At 32.9% G+C, this 14,533-nt stretch carries 11 protein-coding genes, 2 tRNA genes and 1 pseudogene; 13 read left to right on the plus strand and 1 reads right to left on the minus strand.

Annotated elements, in window-relative coordinates:
* Positions 1–110: 110 nt before the first annotated feature.
* The gene (locus C7448_RS13465) at positions 111–1,253 is read right to left on the minus strand and encodes an acyl-CoA dehydrogenase (protein WP_115901933.1); all 1,143 of its coding nucleotides are present in this window, start codon (positions 1,251–1,253) and stop codon (positions 111–113) included.
* 93 nt (positions 1,254–1,346) lie between these two features.
* On the opposite strand from C7448_RS13465, the gene C7448_RS13470 reads away from it, so the two are divergent.
* The 13 genes and pseudogenes from C7448_RS13470 to C7448_RS13530 all read left to right on the plus strand — a co-directional run bounded on the left by C7448_RS13470 (position 1,347) and on the right by C7448_RS13530 (position 14,524).
* Positions 1,347–2,414, plus strand: coding sequence for an anhydro-N-acetylmuramic acid kinase (locus C7448_RS13470; protein WP_115901935.1), 1,068 nt, complete (start codon positions 1,347–1,349; stop codon positions 2,412–2,414).
* Positions 2,415–2,592: 178 nt separating this feature from the next.
* Entirely contained in the window at positions 2,593–3,819 is a 1,227-nt protein-coding gene (locus C7448_RS13475) for a Glu/Leu/Phe/Val dehydrogenase dimerization domain-containing protein (RefSeq protein WP_115901937.1), read from the plus strand.
* 173 nt (positions 3,820–3,992) lie between these two features.
* Positions 3,993–4,676, plus strand: coding sequence for a MotA/TolQ/ExbB proton channel family protein (locus C7448_RS13480; RefSeq protein WP_115901939.1), 684 nt, complete (start codon positions 3,993–3,995; stop codon positions 4,674–4,676).
* Complete coding sequence (locus tag C7448_RS13485) at positions 4,676–5,068, plus strand: ExbD/TolR family protein (protein WP_115901941.1); 393 nt, start codon at positions 4,676–4,678, stop codon at positions 5,066–5,068. Before C7448_RS13480 ends, C7448_RS13485 begins: the two co-directional genes overlap by 1 nt.
* Entirely contained in the window at positions 5,069–5,887 is an 819-nt protein-coding gene (locus C7448_RS13490; protein ID WP_115901943.1) for an energy transducer TonB, read from the plus strand.
* 34 nt (positions 5,888–5,921) lie between these two features.
* Positions 5,922–7,130: a bifunctional folylpolyglutamate synthase/dihydrofolate synthase gene (locus tag C7448_RS13495; protein WP_115901945.1), complete on the plus strand. Its 1,209-nt coding sequence runs from the start codon at positions 5,922–5,924 to the stop codon at positions 7,128–7,130.
* 69 nt (positions 7,131–7,199) lie between these two features.
* Positions 7,200–7,274 (plus strand) — tRNA-Val (locus tag C7448_RS13500).
* 29 nt (positions 7,275–7,303) lie between these two features.
* Positions 7,304–7,378: transfer RNA gene (locus C7448_RS13505), tRNA-Val, on the plus strand.
* An 87-nt stretch (positions 7,379–7,465) separates the two neighbouring features.
* Positions 7,466–8,763 (plus strand): annotated as a pseudogene (locus C7448_RS13510) (nucleotide sugar dehydrogenase).
* Positions 8,763–9,695: a Gfo/Idh/MocA family oxidoreductase gene (locus C7448_RS13515; protein WP_115901947.1), complete on the plus strand. Its 933-nt coding sequence runs from the start codon at positions 8,763–8,765 to the stop codon at positions 9,693–9,695. Before C7448_RS13510 ends, C7448_RS13515 begins: the two are co-directional and overlap by 1 nt.
* 41 nt (positions 9,696–9,736) lie before the next feature.
* Positions 9,737–11,062 carry a UDP-glucose dehydrogenase family protein gene (locus tag C7448_RS13520; protein ID WP_115901949.1) on the plus strand — a complete coding sequence of 442 codons (1,326 nt, stop codon included), beginning with the start codon at positions 9,737–9,739 and terminating at the stop codon, positions 11,060–11,062.
* The gene (locus C7448_RS13525) at positions 11,062–12,078 is read left to right on the plus strand and encodes an NAD-dependent epimerase (protein WP_115901951.1); all 1,017 of its coding nucleotides are present in this window, start codon (positions 11,062–11,064) and stop codon (positions 12,076–12,078) included. The genes C7448_RS13520 and C7448_RS13525 overlap by 1 nt, the downstream gene beginning before the upstream one ends.
* A 94-nt stretch (positions 12,079–12,172) precedes the next feature.
* Positions 12,173–14,524, plus strand: a complete 2,352-nt coding sequence (locus tag C7448_RS13530; protein ID WP_170137044.1) for an SLBB domain-containing protein — start codon at positions 12,173–12,175, stop codon at positions 14,522–14,524.
* Positions 14,525–14,533 lie beyond the last annotated feature (9 nt).

Raw genomic sequence — 14,533 nt, forward strand, 5'->3', positions numbered from 1 at the left:
ACCTAACTTTATACACAACAAAAAACCTTTGAAGCTAGCTTCAAAGGTTTAATTAATATTTTATAAAAACTGTCAACCTATTTCAGGACGACTCAATCTATTTATAGAAGTTAATCTCTCAATACACTTCTAGAAATCACAATTTTTTGAATTTCTGATGTTCCTTCGTAAATTTGAGTAATTTTAGCGTCACGCATTAAACGCTCTACATGGTATTCTTTAACGAAACCATTACCTCCGTGTATTTGAACTGCTTCAACAGTTTGTTCCATTGCTACTTTAGAAGCGTATAGTTTAGCCATAGCACCTTCACGATCGTAGTTTTCACCAGCATCTTTTTTACAAGCAGCAGCCATTACTAAATGACGAGCAGCAGAAATTTCCGTGTACATATCAGCTAATTTAAATGCGATGGCCTGATGGTTACAAATTTCAGTACCAAAAGCTTTACGTTCTTTAGAATATTTTAAAGCTAATTCGTAACCTCCAGCAGCAATACCTAATGCTTGAGCAGCAATACCAATACGACCACCAGATAAAGTTTTCATAGCAAATTTGAATCCGAATCCATCTTCTCCAATTCTATTTTCTTTAGGAACTTTTACGTCGTTAAATTGTAATGTATGAGTATCAGAGCCACGGATACCTAATTTATCTTCTTTTGGTCCAATATGAAAACCTTTCATTCCTTTTTCAAGGATAAAAGCATTAATACCACGATGTCCTTTTTCACGATCAGTTTGTGCTATTACTAAATAAGTATCAGCACGACCACCGTTTGTAATCCAGTTTTTAGTACCATTTAATAGATAGTAATCGCCTTTGTCTTCAGCAGTAGTTGCTTGTGAAGTAGCGTCAGAACCTGCTTCAGGCTCACTTAAACAAAAAGCTCCGATTTGCTCACCTGTAGCTAATTTTGTTAAGTATTTTTGCTTTTGTTCTTCAGTTCCGTAAGCTTCTAAACCATAACATACTAATGAATTGTTTACAGAAACCATTACTGAAGCAGAAGCGTCAATTTTAGATAATTCTTCCATAATTAACACGTAAGAAATAGCATCCATTCCACTTCCTCCATATTTAGGATCTACCATTACTCCCATGAACCCTAATTCACCCATTTTTCGAACTAGTTCGTTAGGAAACTCTTGTTTTTCATCTCTTTCTATAACTCCTGGCAATAATTCGGTTTGAGCAAAATCACGTGCAGCATCACGAATCATCAAGTGCTCTTCTGTAAGATTAAAATCCATTATCTATTTTTATATTTTGTTAAATTCGTAAAAAATGTGCTCAAAGATACTTTTTTAATAGCAATTTTTCAATAGACTTACTATTTTTACTTCATGCAAGACAACTATATTTATTGTATTGGATTAATGTCTGGAACTTCTTTAGATGGAATAGATTTAGCATACATTAAAATCCATAAAAATTTATACAAAGATTTTAAAATACTACAAGCAGATACGATACCGTATTCCTGCGAATGGAAAAGTAAATTACAAGATGCTATTAATTATAGTACAAAGAGTTTATTGATTTTAGATATTGATTATGGTAAATTCTTGGGAAATATATTAAATGATTTTATAGTTAAAAATCATATTTTAAAATTAGATTTTATAGCTTCTCATGGACATACTGTTTTGCATCAACCAGAAGCAGGAATAACTTTACAGGTGGGTAATGGTCAAGAAATAGCTAAGATTACTAAAAAAGAAGTTGTTTGTGATTTTAGAACTCAAGATGTAGAACTGGGAGGGCAAGGAGCCCCTTTAGTGCCTATTGGTGATAGTTTATTGTTTGCTGATTATGGTTATTGTATAAATTTAGGAGGTTTTGCGAATATTTCTTATGAAGAAAAGAACCAAAGAACAGCTTTTGATATTTGTCCTGTAAATATTGTATTGAATCATTACACTAGAAAACTAGGATTAGAGTTTGACGATAAAGGAATAATAGCTTCGAAAGGAAAGATAAATGCAAAGTTATTAGATAATCTTAATAGCCTTCCTTTTTATACTCAATTACCACCAAAATCTTTAGGGTTGGAATGGGTGCAATCAACTATTTTTCCTGCAATAGATAGAGCAGAAGCAGATATACCTACTATTTTAAGAACTTTTGTAGAACATTCAGCAATACAAATTGGTAAAGTAATAGGAGTAGATGATGCAGAGGTTTTAGTAACAGGAGGAGGAGTTTTTAATAATTTTTTAATAAGTAGGATAGAGTTTTATATAAAAAAAACAATACCAACGGTAAACAAAGAGTTAGTCAATTATAAAGAAGCATTAATTTTTGCGTTTTTAGGAGTGTTGAAAAAACAGGGAAAAGTAAACTGTTTACAGTCAGTAACTGGTGCGAAGAGAGACCATTCTTCAGGTAACGTTTTTTATCCTCAGAAATAATTTAAAGTATTTGAGTAATGTTGTTTTTTATGATAAATTTGTTCGGTAACAACTACACATTAAAACCTATATTATAATGAATCAACTTTAGCTTCCCTTAGGGGAATAATCACAACGAATTTTTGAACATGAAAAAGAAACAAGCAAAGTTGAAAATCATCTATTATAACATTAAACAATGAAAGAATTACTTAAACAATACGAAGAAAAACAACCTGAAATAGTATTTAACTGGAAAGATTCAGAAACAGAAGCAGAAGGTTGGACAGTTATAAACTCATTAAGAGGAGGTGCTGCTGGTGGTGGTACGCGTATGCGTAAAGGATTAGATAAATACGAAGTAATGTCACTTGCAAAAACTATGGAAGTGAAATTTACAGTATCTGGCCCTGCAATTGGAGGCGCAAAATCAGGAATTAATTTTGACCCACAAGATCCTCGTAAAAAAGGAGTATTAGAACGTTGGTATAAAGCTGTTGCTCCGCTGTTAAAAAACTACTATGGAACAGGAGGGGATTTAAATGTTGATGAAATTCATGAAGTAATTCCAATTACAGAAGATAGTGGTGTGTGGCATCCACAAGAAGGTGTTTTTAACGGGCACTTTAAACCAACTGAAGCAGATAAAATTAATCGTATAGGTCAATTACGTCACGGAGTAATTAAGGTATTAGAAGACGAAAATTTATCACCAGATACTGCTAGAAAATATACAGTAGCTGATATGATTACAGGATATGGTGTTGCAGAAGCAGTTCGTCATTACTACGATATTTATGGAGGAACAGTAGAAGGAAAACGTGCTGTAGTACAAGGTTTTGGAAATGTAGGTTCAGCAGCAGCTTATTATTTAGCACAAATGGGAGCTAAGGTTGTAGGTATAATTGATAGAGTTGGTGGGGTAATTAAAGAAGAAGGTTTTTCTTTTGATGAGATAAAAGAAATGTTCTTAAACAAAGACGGAAATACTTTAGTGTCTGAAAACATGGTTTCGTTTGAAGAGATGAACGAACGTGTTTGGAATTTGCCTTGTGAAGTTTTTGCACCTTGTGCAGCTTCAAGATTAGTTACTCAAGAGCAAATTAATCAGATGATAAATTCAGGATTGGAAGTTATTTCATGTGGAGCAAATGTTCCGTTTGCAGATAAAGAAATTTTCTTCGGATCAATCATGGAAGATACTGATAAAAAAGTTAGCTTAATTCCTGATTTTATATCTAACTGTGGTATGGCAAGAGTATTTGCATACTTTATGGAGCGTAGAGTAAAAATGACAGATCAAGCTATTTTTGAAGATACATCAAATACTATTAAAAAAGCTTTACAAAGAACGTTCGCTAGAAGTGCTTCAAAAGCTAAAATAAGTGAAACGGCTTTTGAAATAGCTTTAAAAGAATTAGTATAAACCATATAAATTTTATAGTTGTAAAAATGCTGTTTTTGAGCAAACAGGTATAAAAAATAAAAGTCTTCCTTTCTTGTTAATATTAAGGAAGGCTTTTTACATAAAACAATTTTACATAAAACAAATCGTTAGTTAAGTAGCGAAAACATAATATAAATCCTAATTTAGTATTCATGCTATTATTTCAAGAAACTCAGGAGTTAGTAGAAGAAGTTCCACAAGAAAAAACATTATCAATCTATAGTTTAATTATGGATGGAGGTGTAGGCGGACAAATTATTATAGCTTTATTATTTGTGTTGTTAGCTATAGCTCTATATATTTATTTTGAACGATTTTTTGCCATCAAAGAAGCTTCAAAAGTAGACATAAATTTCATGGATCAAATTAGAGATCATGTAACGAATGGAAGAATTGATAGTGCTAAATCACTTTGTGATAATACAGTGACACCAACTGCTAGGTTAATTGGAAAAGGAATTTCTAGAATAGGGAAACCTTTAGAAGATATTAATACAGCAATAGAAAATGCAGGAAAACTTGAAGTATATAAGTTAGAAAGGAATGTATCAGTGTTGGCAACAATAGCGGGAGCTGCTCCAATGATAGGCTTTTTAGGTACTGTAATTGGAATGATTATTGCGATACACGAGATAGCAAATTCAGGAGGACAGATTGATATTAAAATGTTATCGGATGGATTGTATACAGCTATGACAACTACTGTTGCAGGGCTAATTGTAGGAATTATAGCATACATCGCTTATAACCATTTAGTAGTTAGAACAGATAAAGTTGTTTATCAAATGGAAGCAAAGTCTGTTGAGTTTTTAGATTTATTAAACGAGCCAGTATAATGAATTTACGAGGAAGAAATAAAGTCAATCCAAACTTCAATATGTCATCAATGACTGATATTGTTTTTTTGTTATTGATATTTTTTATGTTAACATCTACACTTGTTACGGTAAGTGCAATTGATGTGTTGTTGCCAAAAGCTGGAGGAAAAACTGAAAATAATACGTCAGTAGCAGTAACTATTACAAACGATGCATTATTTTATATAGATAAAACAAAGGTAAGTAACGTAAACTTAGAAAGAGAATTACTCACTAAAGTAGGTGTAGGTAAAAAGAAAACAGTGGTTATTCGTGGTGATCAAAATGTGCAATATAAAAATGTAATGCAGGTAATTGATATTGCTAACAGAAACAAGTTAAAAATGATTTTGGCTGTAAAAGGCAAATAAATGACAGTTTTAGAAACAAAACATAAACGTAAGTCGGCTGTTATCACAGCTATTATTCTGATATTATTAATAATCGGAGTATTTAACTATGGAATGAAATATCTAGATCCGCCTATTGAATATGGGTTAGCAATCAATTTTGGGAACTCAGAAGTAGGAAGTGGTGAACCTGTTGAAAAAACAAAAGCTCAAGCTACTCCACAACAAGAAGAAGTAGTTGAAGAGCAAGTAGAAGAAACTCCAGAGGAAACGATCAAAGAAGAAATTATTACAAATGATACTGCGGAAGAAGTTCCAGTAGTTGAGAAAAAAGCAGAAAAGAAAGAAGTAGTAAAAGAAACTCCGAAAGAAGTAAAACCCAAAGAAAAACTAAAGCCAAAACCATCAAAAGAAACAACGGATGCATTGAATAGTTTGTTAAATGGTGCTTCAAAAGAAGGAGCAAACTCTGGAGAAGGAGATGATAAGCAATCAGGTGTAAAAGGAAATGAAAATGGAGATCCGAATTCAGATAAATACTACGGGAATTCAGGAAGCGGTTCAGGAGGTAATTATAACCTTGCAGGAAGAAAAGCCTTATCAAAACCTATTCAAAAACCAGATTGTCAAGAAGAAGGTACCGTAGTAGTTAGTATTGAGGTAGACCAAAACGGAAAAGTTACTAAAGCAACTCCGGGAGCTAGAGGGACTACAAATTCAGCTTCATGTTTATATGATGCAGCAAAAAAAGCAGCATTAAAAACAAAATGGAACGCTGATGGAAATGCTCCATCAAAACAACGAGGAACAATTATCTACAAGTTTTCTCTTTCAAAATAAGTTCTCAACTTTTTTTATAACACTAAAACATAAAATGACTTATCAAGAAGTATTAGATTGGATGTTCGCTCAGTTACCAATGTACCAGCGTCAGGGACAAGCAGCATTTAAAAAAGATCTAACAAATATTATTGCATTGTGTGAAGAACTAGGTAACCCTCAAGAAAAGTTTAAAACTATTCATGTAGGAGGAACTAATGGAAAAGGGTCTACCAGTCATATGTTAGCATCCATATTACAAGAGGCTGGTTACAAAGTTGGTCTGTACACGTCTCCACATTTAAAAAACTTCACAGAACGTATCCGAATCAACGGAGAAGAAATCTCAAGAGGTTCTGTGGTCAAGTTTATAGAAAAGAATAAGACATTTTTAGAAAAACAAGGGTTATCATTTTTTGAAATGACTGTTGGAATGGCGTTTGAAGAATTTGCGAATCAAAAAGTAGATATTGCGGTTATTGAAGTAGGTTTGGGTGGAAGATTGGATTCAACAAATATAATTACACCAGAAGTTTCAGTAATTACTAATATTGGATTAGATCATACACAATTTTTAGGAGAAACTTTATCAGAAATAGCTTTTGAAAAAGCTGGAATAATTAAAAATAATGTCCCAGTTGTTATAGGTGAACGTCAAAAAGAAACGGAAAAAGTTTTTATTACTAAAGCGGAAGAATGTAATGCCCCAATTGTTTTTGCTTCGGATGAAGAGCAACATTATACAACTGATTTATTGGGTGATTATCAAAAAAACAATGTAAAAACAGCAGTAGAAGCCATTCAGCAACTAAAAGGGTTTGCTATCTCTGAAGAAAATATAAAAAACGGATTGTTAAATGTTGTAAAAAACACCAATTTAAAAGGGCGTTGGCAAGTGTTGCAGGAATATCCAAAAGTAATATGTGATACAGCGCATAACAAAGAAGGATTGTTTTATACATTGAAACAATTAAAAAAAGAAAATTATAAGCAATTGCATATTGTTTTGGGAGTAGTTTCCGATAAGAATTTGAATGAAACTTTACCAATGTTTCCTCAAAAAGCGAATTATTATTTCTGCAAACCCAATATTCCTCGAGGGGTATCAGCAGACGAATTACAAAATCAAGCAAATGTGTTTGGTTTAGTGGGTAAGGTGTTTGATTCTGTAAATCAAGCCCTTGAGAAATCAAAGGTAAACGCTTCAAAAGAAGATGTGATTTATGTAGGAGGAAGTACATTTGTGGTTGCAGAAATTTTATAGAAAAAAATAAAAAAAGTTATTGCTAATTTATAAAACTGTTATATATTTGCATCCGCAATTAACAAGTAAGGGCGCGTAGCTCAGTTGGTTCAGAGCACTTGGTTTACACCCAAGGGGTCAGGGGTTCGAATCCCTTCGCGCCCACAACTCTTACAAAAAGTTTAATTGCAAACGGGCGCGTAGCTCAGTTGGTTCAGAGCACTTGGTTTACACCCAAGGGGTCAGGGGTTCGAATCCCTTCGCGCCCACTAAAAGTCTCATCATTTAATGATGAGACTTTTTTATTTTATGACCTTTAGTTACTACTATTTTTTGTAGTTTTGTGAACTTGAAAAATGTTTAAAAGCTACTGGTTGAATAAGAAAATAGCAATAATCGGATTAGGATACGTTGGTTTGCCATTGGCAAGGTTATTTGCTACAAAGTATTCTGTAGTTGGGTTTGATATAAATAAAGCTAGGATACAAAAACTAAATGAAGGTATAGATATTACTAAGGAAGTAGAGTCTGGAGAATTGTTGTCTGTTTTACGAAGTAAAGGAATTGAAGAAAACGGGTTGTTTTGTACGTCTGAAATAGAAGGTATTAAGAGTTGTAATGTTTTTATAATAACTGTTCCTACGCCTGTAGATAAGAACAATAGAGCAGTGCTAACGCCATTGATAAATGCTAGTAAGACTGTAGGGAGAGTGTTGAAAAAGGATGATGTTGTTATTTATGAATCAACAGTGTACCTTGGGGTAACAGAGGAAGAATGTGTTCCTGTTTTAGAAAATACTTCAGGTTTAGTATTTAATAGAGACTTTTTTGCAGGGTATTCTCCAGAGCGTATTAATCCAGGTGATAAAAAAAACACCATCGAAAATATTTTAAAAGTGACATCAGGCTCAACTCCTGAGGTAGCTAAGCTTGTAGATGGGTTATATAATTCAGTTGTTACTGCAGGAACTCATTTAGTTTCCAGTATAAAAGTGGCAGAGGCTTCAAAAGTAATAGAAAACTCACAACGAGATATTAATATTGCTTTTATGAATGAGTTGGCTAAAATTTTTGGGTTTATGAATATTAATACTCAGGAAGTGCTAGAAGCGGCTGGAACCAAATGGAACTTTTTGTCATTTAAACCAGGCTTAGTTGGCGGGCACTGTATAGGAATTGATCCCTATTATTTGGTGCAAAAAGCTGAGGAATTAGGGTACCATCCTGGTATAATTTTAGCTGGAAGAAGGATGAATGATGGAATGGAGAGTATGTAGCTTCTCAAGTAATTAAGTTAATGATAAGCCGTGATATCAAAATAAAGAATGCAGAGGTTCTAGTTTTGGGAGTTACGTTTAAAGAAAATTGTCCAGACGTTAGAAATACAAAAGTTGTTGATGTGATACGTTCGCTAAAAGAATTTGGGGCAAATGTGACAATTTACGACCCTTGGGCAGATGTTGAGGAGGTTGCAGAGGAATATGAATTACAATCAACAAAGGGATTACCAAAGGAAAAATATGATGCGATTGTGTTAACAGTAGCTCATGATGAATATAAAGAATTAGATATTGTTTCTTTAAAAAAGAAAGAGTCGGTGGTGTATGATGTTGAAGGAATAATACCAAAAGAAGTAGTAGATAAAAGTTTATAATGAAAAATTTCGCACTCATAGGAGCCGCTGGATATATTGCTCCACGTCATTTAAAAGCGATTAAAGATACAAACAATGTTTTGTTAGCCGCATTAGATAAAAATGATAGTGTAGGTGTTATGGATAGTTATTTTCCGAAAGCTGATTTTTTTGTTGAATTTGAACGTTTTGATCGTCATGTAGAAAAACTGAAAAGACAGCAAAATATTCAGTTAGATTATGTAAGTATTTGTACTCCAAACTATTTACATGATTCTCATATACGTATGGCATTACGTAGAGGAGCAGATGCTATTTGTGAAAAACCTTTGGTGTTGAATCCATGGAATGTAGATGCCTTAGAAGCAATAGAAAAAGAAACAGAAAATAAAATAAATACAATACTTCAATTACGATTACATCCTAGTATCATAACATTGAAAAATAAAATTAAAAGAGAGAAAAAGGAAAAAAAGTATGATGTAGACCTAACTTATATAACCTCAAGAGGAAATTGGTATGATGTTTCTTGGAAAGGAGACGAAAGTAAATCAGGAGGGATTGCAACAAATATTGGAGTTCATTTTTTTGATATGCTCTCTTGGATTTTTGGAGATGTGCAAGAAAACAAGGTGCATTTAAGAGAAAAACACAAAGCTTCAGGCTATTTAGAGTTTGAAAAGGCTAGAGTACGTTGGTTTTTATCAATTGATGAAACTACTTTACCAAAACAAATCCGAGAAAAAGGACAAAGAACCTATCGTTCTATAACTGTGAATGGAGAAGAAATTGAATTTAGTTCAGGTTTTACAGATCTTCATACTATAAGCTATAAAGAAATATTAAAAGGTAACGGTTTTGGTTTGCAAGAAGCAAGACAATCAGTTGAAATAGTGCATGATATTCGTAATATTGAATTGATAAACACAGGAGAGAAGCATTATCTTTTGTAATAGATAATATATATTTGTATAAAAATAAATAGTAAGAGGAAATGAATATAGCTGTTATTGGAACAGGATATGTAGGGTTAGTGTCGGGAACATGTTTTTCAGAAATGGGGAATAAAGTTACTTGCGTTGATATTGATCAAGAAAAAATAAACAAATTACATGAAGGAGTCATTCCTATCTATGAGCCAGGTCTTGAAAAGATGGTTCTTAAAAATATTGAAAGGAAAAACCTGTTTTTTACAACTAAGCTAGAGGAAGCTATAAAAGAAGCTGAAATCGTTTTTATAGCAGTTGGAACACCGATGGGAGATGATGGTTCTGCAGATTTACAGTATGTATTAGCTGTAGCCAAAGAAATTGGTCAGAAGATGAACAACAGACTTATTATTGTTGACAAATCTACTGTACCAGTAGGAACAGCTGATAAAGTAAAAGCTACTATTCAATCAGAATTAGATAAAAGAAACGCTACGATTAAATTCGATGTGGTGTCAAATCCTGAATTTTTAAAAGAAGGAGATGCTATTAATGACTTTATGAAGCCAGATAGAGTAGTAATTGGAGCAGAGTCAGAATATGCTTTCGAAAAAATGAGGCAATTATATGTGCCTTTTACCATGTCGCATGAACGCTTTATAGCAATGGATGTTCGTTCAGCGGAAATGACTAAGTATGCAGCTAACGCCATGTTAGCAACCAAAATTTCATTTATGAATGAGATGGCTAATATTTGTGAACGTGTAGGAGCAGATGTAAATAATGTTCGCGCAGGAATTGGGTCTGATTCAAGAATTGGTTACAGTTTTATTTATCCAGGTGCTGGGTATGGCGGTTCTTGTTTTCCGAAGGATGTAAAAGCATTGAAAAAGATAGCGGAAGAAAATGGATACAAAGCGCAGTTAATAACATCAGTAGAAGAGGTTAATAACCGTCAGAAGTTTGTGATAGCTGAGAAAATCATCAAAAGATTCGGAGAAGATTTAACCGGGAAAACTTTTGGACTTTGGGGATTGGCATTTAAACCAGGGACAGATGATATGCGTGAAGCTCCAGCAATTTATGTAGTAAAGGAGTTAGTGAAAAGAGGAGCAAAAGTACAAGCGTATGATCCAAAAGCAATAGAAGAAGCACAACATTTTTATTTAAAAGACGTAAATAGTATAGAGTACTTTGAGTCAAAATATGAAGTGCTAAAAGATTCGGATGCTTTAATTTTATTAACAGAATGGAAAGAATTTCGTTCTCCAGATTTTTCTGAAATAAAAAAACAATTGAAAACACCAGTTGTTTTTGACGGAAGAAATCAGTACAACAGTTATAATTTAGAAGAAAGAGGATTTGAATATTATCAAATAGGTAAGAACTAATGAAAATTTTAGTTACAGGAGCAGCAGGCTTTATCGGATTTCATATTAGTCAAAAAATATTAGCACAAGGGCATACGGTTGTTGGGATTGATAATATCAACGATTATTATGATGTCAACCTTAAATATGCTCGATTAAAAGAATTGGGTATTGATAGAGAAAATGCTGACATTTTTTATCAAGAAACGATTAGTACTACACATGAGAACTTTAAGTTTATACGATTAAACTTAGAAGATAAAGAAGAATTGTTTCAGTTATTTACTACTGAAAAGTTTGATGTTGTTTGTAACCTAGCAGCGCAAGCAGGAGTTCGTTACAGTATTGAAAACCCAGATGCGTATATTCAAAGTAATATCGTTGGTTTTCTGAATATTTTAGAATGTTGCAGACATCACGAGATTAAACACCTGGTGTATGCAAGCAGTTCTAGTGTGTATGGGGCGAATAAAAATGTGCCTTTTTCAGAAGAAGATAGGGTAGATAACCCTGTGAGTTTGTATGCTGCAACAAAAAAGAGCAACGAGCTAATGGCACATACATATAGCCACTTATATCAAATACCAACAACAGGATTACGTTTTTTTACGGTATATGGGCCTTGGGGGAGACCAGATATGGCACCGATACTGTTTGCCAATGCCATTTCAAATGATCGTTCAATCAAAGTGTTCAACAGTGGTGATATGGAGCGTGATTTTACTTATATAGATGATATAGTAGAAGGAGTCAAAAGAGTAATAGAGAAGCCTATTGAAGAAAGAGACTTGTATAAAGTTTATAATATAGGAAATAATAATTCTGTAAAATTATTAGAATTTATTACTCAGATCGAAACGAGTATAGGAAAAGAAGCTACCAAAGAAATGTTGCCCATACAGATGGGGGATGTTAAAAAAACTTGGGCAAATGTTGATGGATTAATTAAAGATTATAATTACAGTCCTAATACAAATTTAAGTACAGGAATAAAAGAGTTTATTAATTGGTTTAAAGATTTTTACATTGAAAGTTAAAATGTTATTTAAAAGAGTTTTACTACAAATATTTCTAGCCATTTTTTTGGTGTTAGTTAGTACTGAGGGACAAGCCCAAAATATTCAGAATCAAATGAGTCAAATACAAGTTGATGATTTATCTGATGACCAAGTAGCTAAATATTGGGAGAAAATAAAACAAGAAGGATATACTTTAGATCAAGCTTTAGCAATAGCAAAAACTAGAGGAATGTCCGAATTACAAGCTCAAAAGCTTAGAGAAAGGATAGAAAGACTTAAAAGTAAACCATTAAATAAAGAGGAGGAAAGTCAAGAAGATAGTTTAGAAGAAGTTGACAGTACTCAACTACTTTTTGGGTTGACGGGAGAAGAAAAAAAGGAAGAAAAAAAGGAAGAACTCTTTGGGTATGGTTTTTTTAATAATCCAAATATTTCGTTTACACCAAATTTAAATATAGCTACACCAGAAAACTATATTATAGGAGCGGGAGATGTTATTTCAATTGACCTTTGGGGAGCAGCAGAGGTAAATTATGAGAAAAAAGTAAATAAACAAGGAGCTATTAATGTAGAGGGTGTTGGTTATATTCAATTAATTGGATTACCAGTCAGTGCTGCAAAATCTAAAATTAAAAATTATTTAAAAAGAATCTATGCGGGAATAGGAGCTTCTTCTAGTAGTTATAATAAAGTAAATATAGCTGTTTCTATAAAAGAGGTTAGAAACGTACAAGTAAATATAGTAGGAGAAGTAAAAGTTCCAGGGTCATATTCAGTAAGTGCTTTATCCACAGTGTTAAATGCATTATATGCAGCAGGAGGACCAACAAAGAATGGTACTTTTAGAAGAATTCAGCTTTTTAGGAGAGGAGTGAAGGAGGCTGATTTTGACTTTTATCAGTTTCTAGTTAATGGTTCAGAAGAAGGAAATATAACGGTTCAAGATCAGGATGTGATAATAGTAAGACCTTATGAAAGTAAAATTACTATTGAAGGTGCTATTAAAAGACCAGGTATTTTTGAGATGAAATCCAAAGAAAGTGTAAAAGACTTATTAAATTATTGTAGTGGTTTCACCTCAAATGCGTATAGACAAAAAATTGTTATAGAGAGAATTAAAGGGGTTCAAAAAGAGATTGTGGAGGTTTCTCAAGATAATTTTGATTTATTGAAAATAAAAGATGGAGATTATATCAAAGTAAATGAAATAGTAGATGAGTTCTTGAATAGAGTAAGTGTTGGAGGAGCTGTTTTTCAACCTGGTAACTACGAATATAAAGAAGGAATGACGGCTTCTAACTTGTTGCTAAAAGCTGAAGGGGTAACCAAAGAAGCCTTTTTAGATAGAGGGATCATTGTAAGAACATATGATAAGAGTGATAAGGAAACATTATCTTTTTCTCCGAGAAAAGCCATGGAAAATAAAGAGCATATACTCTTAAAGGAAAGCGATAGTATTTACATTTTCACGAAAGAAGAGCTAAAGGAGAAAGAGTTTATTTCTATTAATGGAGCAGTGAATAAAGGAGGAGAGTTTGATTTTATGAAAGGAATGCGTGTAGAGGATTTAATCGTATTGGCAGGAGGATTGAAAGATGGAGCGGATGCAAGTATGATTGATGTGTCTAGAAGGTTGAAAGATGGAAGTTTTGAAACGGTTAGTGAAAATTTTGATTTAAGAGCAAGTAAGAACCTAGGTACTGATCATTTAGATGATTTTGTGTTAAAACCATTTGATATTGTTTCTGTAAGGTATTTAAAAGGGTATACAGAACAAAAAAGAGTAACTATTACAGGAGAAGTTAACTTTGAAGGAGAATATTCAATTGGTCAAAAAAATCAAAGAATTTCTGATTTAATAGAGCAAGCTGGAGGTTTAACAAAATATGCTTATGAAGAAGGAGCCTTTTTAACTAGAAAGAATAATGAAGAGGAAGATGAAAAACAGTCAGTTTTTATAGCTGATTTTGCAGAAAGAGACTCATTAGCTAGTAATGTTGAAGAACGCATACAGAAGAAAAAAGACTTTAAAATAGGAATAGAGTTAGAGAAGATATTAGCTTCAGGAGGGAAAAAATCAAAGTATGATATAATTTTAGAAGAAGGAGACGAGTTATTTATCCCTTCTGAAAGGCAAACCGTAAAGGTAGAAGGAGAGGTGTTGTCACCATCATTGGTGAGATATGAAAAAGGGAAATCATTCAAACATTATATTGAAAATTCTGGAGGTTTTTCTGAAAATGCAAAAAAGAGTAGAGCATATATAGTGTATGCAAATGGAGATATTAGAACAACAAAAAAGTTTTTGTTTTTTAAATCATATCCAGATGTTAAGCCTGGTGCAGTTATTCTTGTGCCAAAAAAACCAGAAGTAACAAATAAAGTTACGACGCAACAAGTAATAGCTATCACAACAGGATTAGCAACATTGGGAGTGTTGGTAAAATCATTAACAGATAAATAACTTTATAAA

Origin of the sequence: Tenacibaculum gallaicum (assembly GCF_003387615.1) — a bacterium.
GTDB classification, from domain to species: Bacteria; Bacteroidota; Bacteroidia; order Flavobacteriales; family Flavobacteriaceae; genus Polaribacter; species Polaribacter gallaicus.